General features: G+C 36.1%; 14 protein-coding genes. 4 read left to right on the top strand and 10 right to left on the bottom strand.

Annotated features, from left to right (window positions below):
• Positions 1-90: 90 nt before the first annotated feature.
• Together ABVM53_RS02220 and ABVM53_RS02225 are read left to right on the top strand one after the other, a co-directional pair.
• Complete coding sequence (locus ABVM53_RS02220) at positions 91-933, top strand: helix-turn-helix domain-containing protein (protein ID WP_371457030.1); 843 nt, start codon at positions 91-93, stop codon at positions 931-933.
• 99 nt (positions 934-1,032) lie between these two features.
• Complete coding sequence (locus ABVM53_RS02225; RefSeq protein ID WP_405328961.1) at positions 1,033-1,653, top strand: Crp/Fnr family transcriptional regulator; 621 nt, start codon at positions 1,033-1,035, stop codon at positions 1,651-1,653.
• 11 nt (positions 1,654-1,664) lie between these two features.
• Here the strand turns inward: ABVM53_RS02225 and ABVM53_RS02230 are convergent, their stop codons facing one another.
• The 6 genes from ABVM53_RS02230 to ABVM53_RS02255 all read right to left on the bottom strand — a co-directional run bounded on the left by ABVM53_RS02230 (position 1,665) and on the right by ABVM53_RS02255 (position 10,096).
• Entirely contained in the window at positions 1,665-3,023 is a 1,359-nt protein-coding gene (locus tag ABVM53_RS02230) for an alkaline phosphatase family protein (protein WP_405328963.1), read from the bottom strand.
• Positions 3,024-3,076: 53 nt separating this feature from the next.
• Positions 3,077-6,268, bottom strand: a complete 3,192-nt coding sequence (locus ABVM53_RS02235; protein ID WP_405328965.1) for a carboxypeptidase regulatory-like domain-containing protein — start codon at positions 6,266-6,268, stop codon at positions 3,077-3,079.
• A gap of 253 nt (positions 6,269-6,521) precedes the next feature.
• The gene (locus tag ABVM53_RS02240; protein ID WP_405328968.1) at positions 6,522-8,342 is read right to left on the bottom strand and encodes a sodium:solute symporter family protein; all 1,821 of its coding nucleotides are present in this window, start codon (positions 8,340-8,342) and stop codon (positions 6,522-6,524) included.
• Positions 8,343-8,654: 312 nt separating this feature from the next.
• Positions 8,655-8,852 (bottom strand): cadherin-like domain-containing protein, encoded by a 198-nt coding sequence (locus ABVM53_RS02245; RefSeq protein WP_405330840.1) that lies wholly within the window; start codon positions 8,850-8,852, stop codon positions 8,655-8,657.
• Positions 8,853-8,970: 118 nt separating this feature from the next.
• On the bottom strand, positions 8,971-9,195 hold the full coding sequence (locus tag ABVM53_RS02250) for a hypothetical protein (RefSeq protein ID WP_371457022.1): 225 nt from the start codon (positions 9,193-9,195) through the stop codon (positions 8,971-8,973).
• Positions 9,196-9,220: 25 nt separating this feature from the next.
• Positions 9,221-10,096, bottom strand: a complete 876-nt coding sequence (locus tag ABVM53_RS02255; protein WP_371457021.1) for a DUF808 domain-containing protein — start codon at positions 10,094-10,096, stop codon at positions 9,221-9,223.
• A 201-nt stretch (positions 10,097-10,297) separates the two neighbouring features.
• On the opposite strand from ABVM53_RS02255, the gene ABVM53_RS02260 reads away from it, so the two are divergent.
• Both ABVM53_RS02260 and ABVM53_RS02265 read left to right on the top strand, forming a co-directional pair.
• Positions 10,298-11,158, top strand: coding sequence for an SdiA-regulated domain-containing protein (locus tag ABVM53_RS02260; protein WP_371457020.1), 861 nt, complete (start codon positions 10,298-10,300; stop codon positions 11,156-11,158).
• Positions 11,159-11,333: 175 nt separating this feature from the next.
• Positions 11,334-14,939, top strand: a complete 3,606-nt coding sequence (locus ABVM53_RS02265; RefSeq protein ID WP_405328973.1) for a ShlB/FhaC/HecB family hemolysin secretion/activation protein — start codon at positions 11,334-11,336, stop codon at positions 14,937-14,939.
• A 147-nt stretch (positions 14,940-15,086) separates the two neighbouring features.
• Here ABVM53_RS02265 and ABVM53_RS02270 read toward each other — a convergent pair whose 3' ends face one another.
• From ABVM53_RS02270 to modA, 4 genes are read right to left on the bottom strand one after another with little or no spacing between them, the layout of a single operon-like run.
• Positions 15,087-15,965: a sulfate/molybdate ABC transporter ATP-binding protein gene (locus ABVM53_RS02270; protein ID WP_405328976.1), complete on the bottom strand. Its 879-nt coding sequence runs from the start codon at positions 15,963-15,965 to the stop codon at positions 15,087-15,089.
• Positions 15,962-16,633, bottom strand: a complete 672-nt coding sequence (gene modB, locus ABVM53_RS02275) for a molybdate ABC transporter permease subunit (RefSeq protein WP_405328979.1) — start codon at positions 16,631-16,633, stop codon at positions 15,962-15,964. Before modB ends, ABVM53_RS02270 begins: the two co-directional genes overlap by 4 nt.
• A complete protein-coding gene (locus ABVM53_RS02280; RefSeq protein WP_405328982.1) occupies positions 16,630-17,034 on the bottom strand; it encodes a molybdopterin-binding protein in 405 nt (134 codons plus the stop codon). Before ABVM53_RS02280 ends, modB begins: the two co-directional genes overlap by 4 nt.
• Positions 17,027-17,797 carry a molybdate ABC transporter substrate-binding protein gene (gene modA / locus ABVM53_RS02285; protein WP_405328985.1) on the bottom strand — a complete coding sequence of 257 codons (771 nt, stop codon included), beginning with the start codon at positions 17,795-17,797 and terminating at the stop codon, positions 17,027-17,029. The genes ABVM53_RS02280 and modA overlap by 8 nt, the downstream gene beginning before the upstream one ends.
• Positions 17,798-17,911 lie beyond the last annotated feature (114 nt).

Below are 17,911 nucleotides of genomic sequence, written 5' to 3' on the forward strand. Positions count from 1 at the left end.
ATATTTTGTTAATGATATATTATAACGTGGTACAATATGGAAATAATCTTCTCTTTGCATAACTTGTAAGTTTTCTAAAATCCCTATACTATGCTTAGCGACAAAACGATATATATACGCGATCTGGCAAATTGCCCACCTGCCTATCTGGAAGATCCTGCCCGAAGAGAATTTTTTGAAATCGTTTGGCTCAATAATGAAGAAGCCCTGCACGAACCCTATCACGACTTTGAAACCTTGCGTGGCGATTGGATCTATTTGATTCCGCCGTATCGGGTACACCAACTCAATAAAGCCGGTAAAAAGGGAGTTTTGTTGTCCTTTAAGCAAGAATTGCTGGAAGATGATATAAAAGAATTTTTACTGGATGTTTTTAGAATGTTCAATATTCAGGGAGAATTCTCGTGCTTACAAGTAACCGAAGAAAGTGAGAAAGGACTCGTCTCGATATTTAATCTGCTTCAGGAAGAATACAATCATGAGGAAGTGAATCTCATTATGATAAAGGCACTTCTAAAGGTTTTTTTACTGAAATTAATACAGTTAAAAGAACAGCATTTTACACGACAGGACATCAATGAAAAACGTATTTACGAATTTATGATGCTCATCGAACTGAATTTTTACGAGGAGCGCAAAGCAGATTTCTATGCAAACAAACTTGATCTAAGCACAAAACGCCTCAATCAAATTTTGAAAGAGAAGCTTGACAAAACTGCGGTTCAACTTATACACGACCGTATTATTCTGGAAGCTAAAAGGCAAATAATACATAGTGAAAATACAATTAAGGAGATCGCCTATAATTTACAGTTTAAAGATCCCAGTTATTTTAGTCGGTTTTTTAAACTACACACAAACCAGACTCCAAATGAATTTCAAGATAAAGTCACTAACCACGTGATTACACGCGACAATACTTTGTATTCTTAATTTTTCAGTATTACACATATCTGTAATTCTTATTAACCTAGGATTAACCTGTAGGTAACAATGTCTTTTTTTTAAAAGCCTACTTTTAAAAAAAAGGTTATGCATACACTACTTACAGCTCCTAGAAATGAGTACCTCAACTTTGATGAATTTTCCTTATTTGACTATTTAAGGACTAAAAATCTTAAAGACCTCGACTTAAAAATTAAAACAGAGACCTTTAAAAAGGGCACTTATATTTATCAACCTCCAGCAAACCAAGGTTATATTTATGAGATTATAACCGGTGCTGTAAAGCTGGGTTCATATACCGAAACAGGTACTGAATTTGTACACGATATCATACACACTGGAGACTACTTTGGAAATTTAAAGTATTTAAACAATCAGTTCTTTGAATTCTCTAAAACACTTGTGAGTTCTACCATTAGAATGTACAAACTCGATTTTTTTAAAGAGATTGTTCCTAAAGATTCTTTTTTGGCAGAGTGGTTTATGTCGTACTTAGTGAAGCGCTGGTGCCAGAGTGAGAAGAAAATAAAAATTATCAAAGAGAAGAATCCGCAGCATAAAATTAAGAGCTTGCGATCTCTATATAATCTACCAATTCTCGATGCTGATAATGAAACCTATAATTTGTATGAGTTACTAACCCAGCAAGAGCTGGGGGACATTGCTGGTGCTTCACGCCAGACAATATCCCTTGCTCAGAAACTCTAAAATCAATCTTACTATTCTGAAATAATCCCGGGATGATATATCCCATCTTTAACGGCAAAGTCAAGGTTTAAAAGTTTTGAAATTAAAGGCGCTATATCTTCAAGGCCTAGCACATCAATTTCTTTAGGTGTGGTTTTTATTCCTGCACCAGAAATTATAAATCCGGTTTGTATTTGCTTGATATCAGGAAAATAACCGTGAGTTCCACCAGAACGTGCTTCTAATAAGTTTCCGGTTGCTTTACCAGACATTGCAATACCCGGTACAGGATTTATAGCCAATACGACATTAGGATCTGTACCTATATCTTGCAATTCTTGCTTTTCTACAATTCTAAATAACTTCTTAGTTGATAGCGGTAAGCTGGCTAATTTTGATTTAATTGCCTGTAGGGTTTTTGTATCATTTTTATCTTTCAAATGTAGAAAGGCAGCTGCACCAGAAGTATTAAAGTAAGCCTTCCACTCTTTGCGTTCTGTATCTGCATTTACAATTCCCAGTTCGCTTAACCATACATTTGGTTTTAGAGCGGAATGAATATCTACAAAACCGTGATCTCCTGTAATAATGAATGTTGTTTTATCTAGAACACCTGCGCGCTCTGCCGCTTCCTTGATTTTTCCGATAGCTCTGTCTATTGCAGCAAGTGCAAAAGGAACTTTATGTCCTTCTCTACCCTCTTCGTGCTGAAAATGATCACTAGCAATGAGATGTATCGTCATAAAATTAGGCTTGTATTCTTCAAGAACATAAGCAGCCATCTCACCAGTACGATCTTCTCTGTTTAAATAGTCACCATTAAACGTACGCTCATTTAATTTGCCAAGAACGGCTGTTTCCATTTCAGCAAGCAAGCCTTTAGGAGTTTCATTATCTCGCATAGGTTCGATTCTTCCGTAGTCACTTTCCAATGTCCATACCTCCGGAATATTATACGTAATGGGTGCACCTACTGAAACTGGCCATATAAAACTTGCACTGGTTAAACCCTTCGCTTTTACCGCATCCCAAAGGGTGGGCGTTTGTATTAAATTATATTCCCAGTACCACTTTTCTGAAGGCATGTCGTATTCAAACGGACTATTATAATAAATACCGTGATTTGCCGGTAAAGCTCCTGTAACTAGTGTGGTATGTGATGGATAGGTAACAGATGGAAAAACACCTCGCACACCACTAGCCGTAACACCGTGATTCTTCAGGTCTTTCATATTAGGCACCGGCCATTTTGATTCGTTGTAAAATTCTGGTCTAAAACCATCTATCGATATCAAAATTACGTGATCGCTAATGCGCTCTTGTGCCTGAATGGAATTTGTAAACAACGTAGAACCTGCTACTACAAGCAGAATAGATTTTAATAATCTCATATGTAAAGTTTAAAAAGAGGCTGCTGTACTTGCAGCCTCTGAAATTTTATTTATTAATTGAAAGAATAGCGCATACCTAATTGCAACCTCCAGGGTGTACCATTTATAGGTTCGGTTCCTGTTCCTGTTTGTACTCCGTAGGTATAGCCTTGTGTTGTAGAATCAAAGCCGTTTATACGCATAAGATCCCGATTGCCGTAATTATTATCATTCCCCCAATCTTTATTTAAAAGATTAGCAAAATTGAACACATCTGCAGACAGTTCTAGCGCGTGTGTTTTGGCTCCTTTAAACGTAAACTTCTTTTGCAAACGCAAATCGATTGTTGCAGAAAACGGATTTTTACCACCATTACGCTCTGCAAAACCGCCAAAACTTTCCCGCAGATACTCTTTAAAGCCAGAGGAGGTCTCAGGATCTGCTAATATCTGGTTATACGCATCACGGATATCTTGTGGAGTTGCGGGATCGTTGGGATCATAAATGTAGGCAATATCGTTACTCAGGTTAAAGTCACCATTTGCGCTGGTATTACTAGCTGTCATCAGACTGTAACGGGTACCTCCAGTTCCTGTAATGGTAGCTCCTAATACAAAACCTTTCCAAGTAGGGGAAGCACCATTAATAACAAACTTGCTTCCAAATTGGTTGTCTGAATACCCGTAATTCAACGCTCTGGGATCTCCTGTCACCGGTAGAAATGTCGATGTGTTTGCTACACAGCAGTTGTAGGACGAATTATCTTTTGCTCTGTTTACTGTAACACTTGCATTTACATACCCGTCATCGCCAATACGTGCAGATCCTTCAACAATTAACGAAGCATTATCTAAAATTCCATCTGGTCTTAAGACTAAAGTTCTCCCTACCTCATCAGATATTCGTGAATTCGTCCAGTCTGTTCTGCCATCTTCTCCTATAGTAGCAGCAGGTACAAATACCGGTCGTCCTTCTGGAGTAACAAAATAAGGTGTTGTTACCAAGTTTGTTTCCTGATAGACATAGTTGTTTTTAGTATGACTTATCAGCGCATTTACGCCCAGACTATATCTATTACCAAAGAAGTGTGTATAGCTCAGGTTTCCTTTAAAAATGGTAGGCACTTCAAAATCATCTGCTACAGCATTTATTGTAGAAAAAGCTGAAGCTCCTGCCGGAATTCCCGGTACTGTAGCAGGGTCTTCACGATATCCCGGAAAATTAGGAACGGGCACATTAGCACCACTAACATCAATGGCTCCAAGTAACGTACCGCTGTTTTGTATGTTATTTACCTGTGCGTAATAATGAGGTTGTGCAGTAAACATACCTCCTCCTAATTTTAAAATGTCTTTATTTTTTCCTTTTACATTCCACGTAAGTTGAAAACGAGGCTGAATATTATCATAATCATTAGGTCGCTCATCGGTGCGTATTCCTAGCTCATTAAATACAACCGGATTAAACTCTGCTGCATCCTGAAAATATGTTGCATCCCAGCGCACACCTCCGGTAAACTCTAAATCTGGTGTAATATCAAAATCTACCTGAGCAAAAAGAGAAAGGTCTAAAACAGTCTGCTTGACAAGAGGTAACCCTTGAAGAGGAACTTCGCGTGCGTATCGAGACGGATTTAGATTTGCAAAATCATCTAACGAATCAAAGAAGAATCGGCCATTTTGTTCATTAGAAAGTAGAGTTTCTAAGGAGGTAATCATATTATCTGTACCAAAAGTGAAATCAAACTTACCTGCATTTACATAAGTAATGTTGCTAATTTGAAATTGATTTTCAACGTTAGTTTCTGGTGTGTAACGCTGTCCTCCTAACTGTACACTTTGCGTACGGTTTGAACCATTAGGCAATTCTGATGCAACCTGAACAATTGCACGAGGTATGTTTGATGATGGTAATTGAGAGCTGGGTGTATACGCGCGCTCTGCGTGTTGATATTGAAATTTTAGTTCGTTAGTTACTTTTGGCGAAAATACAGAACGCAACGAAAGGAATGTACTGTTCTCCTGAGATTCAAAATCAGAATAGGTTTCTGCAATTTCGATATTGCTATTATCACTCACGCTCATTGGGTTTTCCCATTTATTAAATAAATTTCTAAGTGTAAGCGTGTGCTTGTTATTAATCTGCCAATCTAAACGTACAAATAAATTATTTGCGTGAGTTTCTCTATCAAATTGTCCTATTTGTTGCTGATTGCCCAACCCGTAGCTATCTCTACTTATCTGTAAAAAACGATCTAAATTGGCTTGTGTAATTCCCAGACGATTTGCATCGTCATCACTTTGTATATCTGCAATACTCAACGGATTTCCGGCATCTTGACGTTCATAAACCAAAAAGAAATGCAACTTGTCTTTTACAAGCGGACCTCCTAAACTCAGACCATATTGCGAATTATAAAAATCGGCTTCTCTTCGCTCTCCTTGTATATTGTAATTACTTTGTAAAGCATCTGCTCGGTGATAGAAAAAAGTGCTTCCTGTAAATTCATTGGTACCCGATTTTGTTACCGATGTTATTGCTCCACCTCCCTGGCGACCTTGAGTAACATTATAATCATTTGTACTTACTTCAAATTCACGAATGGCTTCTAGTGATATGGTATAAGGCCCTTGCCCTACTTCACCCGCTGTAAGCTGATTTCTAAAGTTAACCCCATCAATAGTAACATTTGTAGAGGATCTACGCTGTCCTCCCAGATTTATAGAACCACCACCCTGAAGTGGAGAAAGACTGGTTAAGTTTGTAAAGTTTCTACCTTCAGTAGGAAGGTTTTTTATTTGAGTACTGCTTATTTTTGTAGATGCTCCTAATTGATCGATACGTTTTGTAAGATTAGTCGCTTTGATCGTTACAGCGTCTAGCGAAGTGGATTCCTCTTGTAGTATAAAATCCAATACAACAACATCACTTAAGTTAAGTGTAATGTTTTCTTTTACTACCTCTTGAAAACCCATATATCTGGCATTTACTTTATAAGGGCCACCTAATGGTAATTGATTTAAAGAGAACTCTCCGTCTTCGTTTGCAACTGCACCAAATACAAAACCGGTAGATGTATTTGTTACTATAATTTCGGCTCCCATAAGCGGAATACCGGTATTATCTAATACTGTTCCTTTGATTTTTGTGTTAGTCGATTGGGCTAACAAGTTTGATGCAAACACAAGCAAAAGCAGGGTTGTGCTTAAAAATTTGATTAAAAACCGATCTTTAAATAAAGTGCGGTGACTGGTAATTTTTTTCATTTGTGGATAGTTGAATTAATTACCGGCGAAAATATATTAGCAACTTTTCCTCAAATGTTAGTTTTTAACATGAACCCTTCTCTTAACGCTCTTTTTACTTTTTGATAACAGAGCATTTACCAACAGTGTTCTGTGCAAATATGAAATTGAAACGTAAACCAAAAAAAAAGTCTCATTAAAATAAGGAGACTTTCTAACTAATTGTAAAGGATATTCGCTTAGTTGATATCGATAGCAGATTGACTCTAAATTCTTAAAAAATACTGGATTTAACGCGTTTCCAAAGTTTAACTAAAGTAAGAATGGAAATAAGGGTAAGGGCTGTAAGAATAGTTGCCTGGGTAAAATATCCATATATCCAATATCCAGTGCTAAAAAGAGCTCCATATATAGTGATACAACCTACTAATGTGGCTAATATGCCCGCAGGTACAGACCATTTTTGAGTATTAGTAATAAGCGTATGGCCTTGTAATTTTGCTCTGTTAATTATACGCTGCCATCCCGGGCCGCCGGGTTGTGTTTGTTTGTAGAAATCGAATAAAGTTGTGTCTTTTTCAGGTTTGGTTAAAAAAGTAACCGCAACCCAAACCACCGTAGTTAACAATACCACTAATGGATACGTTGACCAGTTAGGGAGCAACCCATCTTCTTGGTTGGTACCAAATAACACCAAACCCAACGGACTAAAATTAAATAAGATTGAAATTACTCCTGATGAGAACATTGCAGAGATTTCACTCCACGCATTAATTCGCCACCAAAACCACCGTAGAATAAATATCAATCCTGTACCAGCACCAAACATCAAAATGATATTGAATAATTGATACGCATTTGTAAGTACTAGCGCCAGCGCTGAGCTCACCACCATTAATAGTACGGTAGAAATTCGCCCAACGTTTACCAGCTCTTTTTGTGAGGCTTCTTTTTTTACATAGCGCGCATAAAAATCATTCACCACATACGAGGATCCCCAGTTTAAATGCGTCGATATAGTAGACATGTATGCGGCAATTAGAGATGCCATTACCAATCCCAATAATCCGGTAGGTAATTTGGTTAGCATTGCAGAATAGGCTAAATCGTCTCCTAGTTTACTCTCAACAATATTTGGAAATGCTTCGTGGATACTCGCGATATCGGGATAAACTACTAATGAAGCTAAGGCAACTAAAATCCACGGCCACGGGCGTAAAGCATAATGCAAAGCATTAAAAAAGAATGTCGCTCCTATAGCGTGATTTTCATCTTTTGCAGCTAGCATACGCTGTGCGATATATCCACCACCACCGGGTTCGGCTCCGGGATACCACGCACTCCACCATTGTACTGCAAGTGGAATAATTAGAAGTGTAATTACTAAACTGGTATCGTCAAAATCTGGTAGAATTGCCAGCTTATCAATTACTAGTGGATGTGTCATTAATTCGCCCATGCCGCCTACCTCTGGTAAGTTAACGCAGTAGTAAGCTGCTCCTATTCCGCCAGCCATAGCGGCGAAAAAAAGGATGAAATCGGTATATACCACACCTTTAAAACCGCCAATTGTACTAAAAATAACAGTAACTAATCCCGCATAACCAATTGTTTCTAACGGACTCAACCCCAGCATAATCTGACCTATTTTTATCGCTGCAAGTGTCACCGCACTCATTGCGAGTACATTAAATACCACACCTAGATAAATTGCCCTAAACCCACGTAAAAACTTAGCTGGTTTCCCGCCATAACGTAATTCGTAAAACTCGATATCTGTATTTACGCCAGATTTTCGCCACAACTTGGCATAAACAAAAACGGTAAGTAAACCCGTAATTAGAAAAGCCCACCATACCCAGTTACCACTTACTCCTTGATTCCGAACAATATCAGTAACTAAGTTAGGCGTGTCTGTAGAAAATGTAGTAGCTACCATCGATATTCCCAGCAACCACCACGGCATATTTCTACCCGATAAAAAATACTCAGAAGAACTTTTACCTGATTTCTTTGCGACTAGCAGCCCAATAATTAAAGTGATTGCAAAAAAGCTGATGATAATAGCATAATCGAGTATTTCTAGAGCTACCATAAAATTTATGTGATGGTTAGGGGTTAATGTAATTCAATAGGAAAAGATATCTCTTTTAGGAATAATATCGCACCGAACTAACCATTTCTGCTTAAAACAACAACTATGATTATAGAATAACACCTTATTAATAAAAGTATTAACCACTTATATAGGTGGTAATTTATAGTTCTATTTAATCATAAATCTAAAGGTTTAAGCAAATGAGATCCTAGAAAATTGGTTTCAAAGAAGTTGATAAACAGAAATCGCCTGCATTAAATAACAATTAGGTTATAATGCAGGCGATTTTAAAATCTACAAAGCTTGGTTCTATAGAATGCTAATAGCAATGTTAAATGGGTCCAGACTTGCACCCGCACGATCACGAGCAGATAAGGTTAAACTATCTTCAGTACCCGATCCATTACTGATATAAACCAAATTTTTTGAATTGATATCTAATTGAGTTAATCGATCTCCCACTTTAAGAATAGTGGCTCCACGTACGAGCCAACCATTTTGAGGGATTTGCTCTACTTAGTTTGTAGCATAAGTAACCCGTCTTACTTTTATAAAAAGAAAGAGAAAAAATTCTGCTAAAAACAAATTGTTTTAAAGGTTGGAAGATTGCGGAATTATGGAATTTCTAATAAGAATATCCCGGCTTTTTAGTCAGTTTTTCTAAGTTGGGTAAAATTTCAGGTTGATATACTGTTTCATTCCAATCTTCTTTAGAGACTTCCTCTATTGCGATAGAAATTGACGCTTCAGATTTACCTAAAGATTGTTGTAATGCCTGAGATAAAGCAGTGGTTACAGCTACTCTTTCTTCTTCAGTTAATGGAAAGCTTTTAAGTACTATATGTGGCATTTCAGTATATTTTAATTAAAATAATTTATGCTTTTACAGACTTCCATACTTTTTTTCCTCCCATTACAAGAAGTAAAACCAGAAAGCCAATTACAAGTCCCAGTAAAAATTCGACTAGCATACTTGGAAGACTTTCCAAGAAATCGTGAAAGAAATGGATATTATGAGAAAAAATTCCTCCAGAGACAAGTAACAATGCAATGGTACCTATAACTCCCAGACTCTTAATAACCCACGGCAGCGCATTAACAAGTAATCTTCCTATTTTATCTGAAAAGCTGTTATCTTCTTCATTAAGAGCAATTAATTTTGCTCCAAATTCGTCCATTCTCACAATTAGGGCTACAATACCGTAAACCCCTATAGTAGCTATAAGTGCGATGATGCTCACCACTATGATTTGCATGGTTAATTCTTCTTCAGCTACAGTTCCTAATGCGATAATTACAATTTCAACAGACAATATAAAATCGGTAAGAATTGCAGATTTTATCTTTTCCTTTTCACGACTTAAAATCTCTTCTTCTGAAAGTTCTTCTAGCGCTGGTTTTTCAGATTTATGAGCGTGCGGAAAGATAAACTCATAAATTTTTTCTGCTCCTTCATAGGCAAGATAGAGTCCGCCTAAAATTAAAATGACCGTAATAGCTGTAGGAACAAATGCGCTGAGCACAAATGCGACCGGCAGTATGATGATTTTATTTAATAATGAACCTTTAGTAATTGCCCATAGTACCGGCAATTCTCTTGAAGACATAAAACCTGATGCCTTCTCTGCATTTACCGCCAGATCATCTCCTAGAATTCCTGCTGTTTTTTTTCCGGCGACTTTACTCATTACTGCAACATCATCCATTAAGGTTGCTATATCGTCTAAAAGCGCAAAAAATCCTGAGGCCATAAAGCTATTATTTGGTTAGACCGGCAATATAAGTTGCCCTTTTTAAAAATCGAATTAAATATTTTATAATTTATATGAAATACATGCGTTGAGACTTCTTGTGAAAACCTAAAGTTTAAAGTTATTTTAAAGCCGCTATGCTATCGCTATTGATTTTATAGCTTTACTCAGTTACCCATAGTAAAAATTGAAACCCCTATTATGAAATATCTTGCGCACTACGTAATTATTGGCGCATTATGCTTTTCTGGCATTTTGTCTTATGCATTTTATAAAAAATCTATTTCTGAAGAAAAGGAGATTCTTGAAAATGCAACTTACAATCTTGTGAAAACCTGGGAACTTCCAGAATTACTCAATGAAGTTAGCGGTATCGCCTGGATTAATGACTCGATTCTAGCCTGCATTCAAGATGAAGAAGGGGTAATCTACAATTACAATTTAAAAACAGAAGAAATTGTTTTTGATGTACAATTTTCTGAAGCCGGAGATTATGAAGGAGTTGCTTTAAATGATACTGATGCCTACGTATTGCGCAGTGATGGGCGTATCTATGAGGTCCTAAATTTTATGAGCGATTCGATAAGCGTAAGCCATTTTGATACACCTTTTAACGAAGACAACAATCTGGAAAGTCTGACCTATAATCCAAAAACTAAAAATCTAATTACCGTATCGAAAGATGAAGATCTAAAGGAAAAGAATTTTAAAGGACTTTATGAAATACCTATAGCAACCAAAATTCAAAAAAAATCACCCGTTATAAAAATTGATATGAATGCCGAAGCTTTTGCCTCTTTCCAAAAGAAAAAGGCAGAGAAGACGTTCAATCCATCAGATATTGCCATTCATCCAAAAAGCGGGGATTATTATATTGTAGATGGTAAAAACCCAAAACTTCTAATTCTTAGCGCAAGCGGAACATTTAAAGATTTACACCAACTTAATAAGTTTCATTTTGCGCAACCCGAAGGAATAACTTTTAGTCCTGACGGTAAACTATATATTGCTAATGAAGCTGCAAATGGAGTAGCAACTATTATGGAAGTCACCTTTGATTAACTTTCTATTGATAGTCCATTAATCTATAATTTGCCGACTAAATAGTACATCATAAGGTCGTAGACAATTAAAAACTCTTAACACTTCATTAAAACAGTGTTATATAGGGTTAAAAGTTAATAGGCATAGAAAATTTTAATATACTTTCGGTTTTTAAAATTTTCACGACCTCCATATGATTCAGAAATACGCACCTGCACCAACCGCATTTGTAAGTAAAGCCAGTACATTATTATTTCTTTTAATTGGTTTAAGCCAGCTTGGCTTTGCTCAAAACAAAGAAATTGAACAAGTTTTTTACTTTACCGGAAATACAGAACTTCAAACCGGAAATCCTGCACAGGATGTTTTAAAAGCTATAACTGCTATGTCACAAAATGACAAAAAAGCAACCTTTGTAGCGCTAGGAAATATCACTAAAAATGGATATTCTCCTAAAAAAGATAAACGAGAAAAAACTGAAGAACTTCTTCAGCAAAGTTTAATGCAACCCCTTGAAAACTTTAATGGCAATCTTATTTTTATGCCGGGTGAAAATGAATGGAATAAAAATGGCCACGAAAATCTTGATGATATGGAATCATATATTCAAGATAACAGCAAAGTTAAATTTTGGCCTAACGATGGTTGTCCACGAGAAATAGAGGACTTAGGAACAAGCAATACGGTATTATTAATGGTAGATTCTCAATGGTTTCTTGAAGACTGGGATGATCATTTATATATTAACAACAAATGCGACATAAAAACCCGTGAGGACTTTATTGCAAAATTTAAGGATGATCTTAAAGATGAGCAAAATAAGACTGTAATTGTTGCTATTTACCATTCGGTATCTACAAATTCTCGTCAAAGTTTATTAGAAAGTATAGGTGGTACTAAGAAAGAAGATTTTCATAGTAACCAGCGTGAAAAATTAGGTGGTGTTTTAGAAACACTTGCAGGTATGTTTCCTGACGTACTATTTGTTTCAGCAAGTGACCGAAACTTACAGTATTTAACACACCACGATGTGCCTCAAATTATCAGCGGAGCTGCTTCAGCAAAACTGGATAATGTACGTAAAGTAGATGAAGGCGAATTTGCTGCTAAAACAAACGGTTTTGCAAGACTTACAGTTTATAAAGATCGTAGTTCTCAAGTAGAATTTTTTGCTACTTCACAAAATGCAACCGAAAAATTATTTAGTAAAAAAATAAGAAGTGAGCGTATCGATCCAGATACACTTAATTATCCTGATATTAATAGATTAGGAGCTACTTATAAAGCTTCAATCTATACAGAGGAAGAAACTAAAAAAAGCGGATTTTACCGTATGTTATGGGGAAATCACTACCGTGACTTATATAGCAAAGAAATTGAAGCTCCGGTTTTAAATCTTTCAAAACTACCAAATAATGTGCGTGCCATTTCAGAAGGTGGCGGAAATCAGTCTCGCTCGTTACGTCTTATTGATGACAATGAGCACGAATACACAGTACGTGAAATACGTAAAAGTGCAGTACGCTTTATTCAGTCAAAAATTAAAGATCATTACGTTGAGGATTTTATGCAAAATACAATTGCAGAAGATATTGTTCAGGATTTTTATACCACTGCACAACCTTATGCCCCTTTTGCCTTGAATCCCATTTTTGAGAAACTGGATATTTATAATGCCGAGCCTCAAATTGTGTATTTACCAAAGCAAAAAGAGTTAGGTATTTACAATGAAGATTATGGCGACAAACTATATATGTTTGAAGCGCACGCTGGGGATGAAAATAAGGACTTCAAACGTTTTGGCGAAGCCGATGATATAATAAGTTCTAAAGATTTATTAGCTGAAACACGTGAGTCTAAAAAGACGCAAGTTGACGAAGGAAATTATCTGAAAGTAAGATTAATGGATTTTGTTGTTGGTGATTATGACCGTCATTACGATCAATGGCGTTGGGCAGAATACGAAGGAGAAAACGATACCAAAACTTACAAAACTATAAGACGTGACCGTGATCAAGCATTCCCAAAATATGACGGATTAATACTGTCTGTTTTAAAAATGGGAATGATCGACTTTAGATCTATGGAAAAATATGATGGTGACGTAAATAGTGTAAAGTGGATGAGTAGATACGCCTATCCTCTTGATCAGGCATTCTTAAAAGAAATCACCTGGGAAGAATGGGAGGAGCAAGTAAGTTTTATTCAAGAAAATTTAACTGATGAGACGATCGAAGCAGCTTTCAAAACTTTACCAGAAGCAGCTCAAGATGAGAGCATCACTTCTATAAAAACTAGTTTAAAAGAGCGCCGAGATAATCTTATGAACATAGCAAAACGTTATTATGAGTATTTAATGAGTCATCAAATAATTACGGGTACCAGCGAAAAAGATGATTTTTTAATTACAAGAAAAGAAAATGGAGAAACTACAGTTAAGTTGACCACTTCAGAAGATATAGTTTTTGAAAGAACTTACAATAAAGACTTAACTAAAGAACTGTGGATTTATGGCCTAGACGATGAAGATACTTTTAAAATCACCGGTACTGGAGATCATTACATTCCGCTTAAAATATTAGGTGGGGAAAACAATGATATATATGATTTTGAAAATACAAAACGTGCTAAAGTGTATGACTATAAAAGTAAGAAAAACACTTTTGTAAATGATCGTACAAATAAATGGCTAGTTGATAGTTATACCATAAATAACTATAATGATGCTTCTCGTAAGCTTGATGCAAATACTGTTTTTCCAAGTATAGGTTTTGATCCTGACGCAGGATTTAAAGTAGGCGTTAAAGATACCTATACTACCTATGGATTAGCTAACAACCCATTTAAAACTCAACAATCATTAACTGCTAAATTTTATTCTGCAACGAGTGGATTTGAGTTTATGTATTCGGGAGAATTTGCTCACGTATTTTACAACTGGAATTTTGCATTAGATGCACGCTATACAAGTCCGAATTATGCTATTAATTACTTCGGAATTGGTAACGAAACTACGTATGATGATGATTTAAGAGATCGTGATTTTAACCGAATTCAGATTAAACAGTGGAGCGTAAAACCATCACTAAAATACCGAGGCGATCACGTGCAGGTTAGTATAGGTGGTGGTATTGAAGCTTTAAATGTTAATTACGATCTAAATAATGTTACCGGCGACGTTACTACGCCAGCATCGTTTGATCCTACAAATGATGTTTTTAATAATCAAACCTATGCCGGTGCAGAAGCTAGTTTTCAGTACAAAAATAAAACAGGTGAGATTGCGTTTATAAGACGTGGATATCAATTTGACTTAGTTGCCGGTTATAAAACCAATATTGATGAGTATAATAATGAGTTTACATATTTAAAACCTACTCTATCTGTAGATTTCCCATTACACCCAAGCGGAATGGCGGTATTAGCTACGAAAGTAGGCGCGCATATGAATTTTGGAGGCGATTATGAGTTTTACCACGGTGCAACACTAGGTGGAAATCAAAGTTTACGAGGCTTCCGTAATGAACGCTTTAATGGTGAGACTGCTTTTTATCAAAGTACCGATTTACGTGTAGGTCTTTCTGAAATAAAAACAAATTTTATACCGCTTCGTATCGGTGTTTCAGCAGGATTCGATTATGGACGTGTATGGGTAGAAGACGACAATTCTCAAAAATGGCACAATAGCTATGGTGGATCTGTTTTTATAAATGGATTCAAAGCACTTACTGCAAATGTGGGTTATTATATGAGCGATGAATCAAACCGATTATTATTTACTTTAGGCTTTGCCTTTTAATTAATGACCGAAATAAAAACAAAAATCCTGCTTTATCAAAGCAGGATTTTTTGTTTTATGTTATTTAACGCAACTCCAATACTTACCTCTTGAGATAAATATATTCCAGTATTACATATTACTTTATATCACAAAAAAGATAGTGTTCTACCCTTCTAGTTTATAAAGCAATGGATTAAAGGCTTTCGAAACTACGAGCACTTTATCACCCACATTAAGATTTTGTGCTTCTTTGGGTTGCACCACAACCTTCACAACTTCGGTGTGGATACGAACAGTTACAATACTTATCAATTCTTCGTTACTCACTTTAAGAACCTCACCAGTAAATTTAAATTTTCCACTAAGGTTTTGATTGATAAAAACATGTTCTGGTGTTCCTTGATTTATAATTTTCCCATCTTCTAAACAGATAACCCGGTCTGCAAGTTTTACAATTTCGCTTACATCGTGAGAAATAAGAATCGTAGTTAATTTAAATTCCGAATGAATTTGCTTGAGATATTCCTGTAATTTATACCTAATGGTGGTATCTAACGCGGCAAGTGGTTCATCAAGGAGTAAAATTTCTGGTTGCTGTACCAGAGCACGAGCTAAAGCCACACGCTGTTTTTGACCACCGCTTAAAGTCTCGGGATTACGATTTTGCAATTGGCCTAATTCCATCAATTCGATGAGACTGGTTATTGCCTTGGTTCCATCCTTTTTTATTTGTGCGAACTTTAAATTTTCTAACACGGTCATATGCGGAAACAATGCATAATCCTGAAAGACATAACCTACTTTTCGCTTTTGAGGTGACAGATTTATTTTTTTGGACTGGTCAAACCAAACTTCATCGTTTACTATAATCTTTCCGACATCTGGATTGAGTAATCCACTTATGATACGTAGAGTAGATGTTTTACCCACTCCTGAAGCTCCGTATAATGTTACAAATTCGCCTTTTTCAATATCAATTTTCAGTTTTAAAAGCATCTCGCCTTCTGCCGCCTGAAGTCTTTTATTAAGATCGATTTGTATCATTTAACGATGCCTTTTAAGAGGTTTCCGTTTACGAGATAAACCACAAGAAGTATAGAAAATGTGATAGCAAAAAGTATGAGTGAGTAATAATTGGCTGCATCATAATTGAGTGCTTCAACCTCATCATAAATTGCAATGGAAGCTACTTTAGTTCTACCCGGTATGTTTCCTCCTATCATCAAAACAACGCCAAACTCCCCTACTGTGTGTGCAAAAGATAATACTATACCGGTAAGAATTGCAGGTTTTATCTGTGGCAACTGAATTTTGAAAAGCGTTTGCCATTTAGACTTTCCCATAACATATGAAGCCTCGGTAATCGATTTTGAAATGGAGCTTAAGCCAGATTGTAAGGGATGTACCATAAATGGTAAGCTATAAATAACGGAAGCTATTACCAGACCCGTAAAAGAAAATACCAATTTTAATCCGAAAATAGCATTGAGCCAAGATCCTAAACCCGAATTGGGACTAAATGCGATTAAAAAGTAAAAACCTATTACGGTAGGTGGTAATACCAGTGGCATACTTACCAATGTTTCTATAACAGGTTTGAGACGAGATTTTGTATGACTTAACCAGTAGGCGATAGGCGTGGCGACCAGAAGTAAAATTAAGGTAACTACCAGTGCCAGTTGAAAAGTAAGGATTAGCGGTTCCCAATTCATAAACTACGTAGCATTACTTCGTTTAACTTTATCATCGCAGTCACCTCGTCTTCAACTTTTAAATTAAGAGCCACAGCAGCTGCCGCACTTATAATTGCCGTGAAAATACCTGCATCAGACTTGAGATCTAATTTACAGAGCAAGTTTCCGCTTTCTACGCACGTAATTACTGCAGGGATTTTATTTTGTAAACTAATACCACTTTGATCTCCTAAACCTATTATTACTTCAGTTTCTTTAAATAGGATACTCACCTTTGCATTACTCTTCAAGTAGGAAGCCGTTTCCGGAGTATCAATGATAATTGCTTTCATTAATATATCTGAAGTAACCTCAATATCAACTATTGATAAGTTTCCATTTACGTGGACCGTTTTTATGAACCCTTCAAAATTATTCATCTACCGAATATCCAAAATCTTTGAGAATATTTTGTCCTTCCGCAGAGAAAAGATAAGAATAAAAAGCCTGAGCATCTTTTTCAAATTTCTTATCCCTTTTTAAAATAACTACACCTTGGGCGATAGGATCGTATAAACTTTGATCGATAACTGCCCAATTGCCTTTATTTTTAAAATTAGTAGATTTTACTACTGCTAAAGCTGTAAAACCTATATCTGCAGCGCCAGAAGTTATAAATTGATTAGTCTGAGAGATACTTTCTCCAAATACTAATTTATGACTAATGCTGTCGTATAATTTTTGTGCGTTTAAAACAGCAATAGCTGCACTCCCATAAGGTGCTGTACGCGGATTAGCAATTGCTATATGCTTTATTGTAGAATCTGTAAGCATACGTAATAGTGGTAATGAATCATCGTTATAAGACCAAAGTACCAATTTGCCGTAGGCATATACTTCTGGTTTTTGTTGTGCAAAACCTGCTTCATAAATTGCCTGTGGGTAATTCATGTCTGCTGCTACAAATAGATCATAAGGAGCGCCCTCTTTAATTTGGGCAGTTAACTTACCTGACGAACTTATAACAAGTTCGCATTCAATTCCTGTTCTAGCTGTAAAATCTGCTGTTAACTGCTGAATAGCAAATTGCATATTTGCCGCTGTGGCTATACGTAACTTTTTATCTGAGTGTTGGGTACAAGAAAAAAGACTGCATAAGCAAATAGCTAAAAGTATAAGTGCAACCTGAGATCGCCCGTTCATATAGTTTGTTTAAGAGCATTCAATATATAACTACAATTTAAATAGAATCGTTATATGATGCGAATTCTGTTTAAGAAATAAAATAGTAGATTTTCATCCAAATACCTAAATCAA

Origin of the sequence: Leeuwenhoekiella sp. LLG6367-2.1 (assembly GCF_045055775.1) — a bacterium.
Lineage (GTDB): Bacteria > Bacteroidota > Bacteroidia > Flavobacteriales > Flavobacteriaceae > Leeuwenhoekiella > Leeuwenhoekiella aequorea.

Excerpts from the sequence above, each read along its gene's own strand:
- ABVM53_RS02220 (WP_371457030.1), top strand. The coding sequence starts at position 91 with ATGCTTAGCGACAAAACGATATATATACGCGATCTGGCAAATTGCCCA.
- ABVM53_RS02225 (WP_405328961.1), top strand. The coding sequence starts at position 1,033 with ATGCATACACTACTTACAGCTCCTAGAAATGAGTACCTCAACTTTGAT.
- ABVM53_RS02230 (WP_405328963.1), bottom strand. The coding sequence starts at position 3,023 with ATGAGATTATTAAAATCTATTCTGCTTGTAGTAGCAGGTTCTACGTTG.
- ABVM53_RS02235 (WP_405328965.1), bottom strand. The coding sequence starts at position 6,268 with ATGAAAAAAATTACCAGTCACCGCACTTTATTTAAAGATCGGTTTTTA.
- ABVM53_RS02240 (WP_405328968.1), bottom strand. The coding sequence starts at position 8,342 with ATGGTAGCTCTAGAAATACTCGATTATGCTATTATCATCAGCTTTTTT.
- ABVM53_RS02250 (WP_371457022.1), bottom strand. The coding sequence starts at position 9,195 with ATGCCACATATAGTACTTAAAAGCTTTCCATTAACTGAAGAAGAAAGA.
- ABVM53_RS02255 (WP_371457021.1), bottom strand. The coding sequence starts at position 10,096 with ATGGCCTCAGGATTTTTTGCGCTTTTAGACGATATAGCAACCTTAATG.
- ABVM53_RS02260 (WP_371457020.1), top strand. The coding sequence starts at position 10,298 with ATGAAATATCTTGCGCACTACGTAATTATTGGCGCATTATGCTTTTCT.
- ABVM53_RS02265 (WP_405328973.1), top strand. The coding sequence starts at position 11,334 with ATGATTCAGAAATACGCACCTGCACCAACCGCATTTGTAAGTAAAGCC.
- ABVM53_RS02270 (WP_405328976.1), bottom strand. The coding sequence starts at position 15,965 with ATGATACAAATCGATCTTAATAAAAGACTTCAGGCGGCAGAAGGCGAG.
- modB (WP_405328979.1), bottom strand. The coding sequence starts at position 16,633 with ATGAATTGGGAACCGCTAATCCTTACTTTTCAACTGGCACTGGTAGTT.
- ABVM53_RS02280 (WP_405328982.1), bottom strand. The coding sequence starts at position 17,034 with ATGAATAATTTTGAAGGGTTCATAAAAACGGTCCACGTAAATGGAAAC.
- modA (WP_405328985.1), bottom strand. The coding sequence starts at position 17,797 with ATGAACGGGCGATCTCAGGTTGCACTTATACTTTTAGCTATTTGCTTA.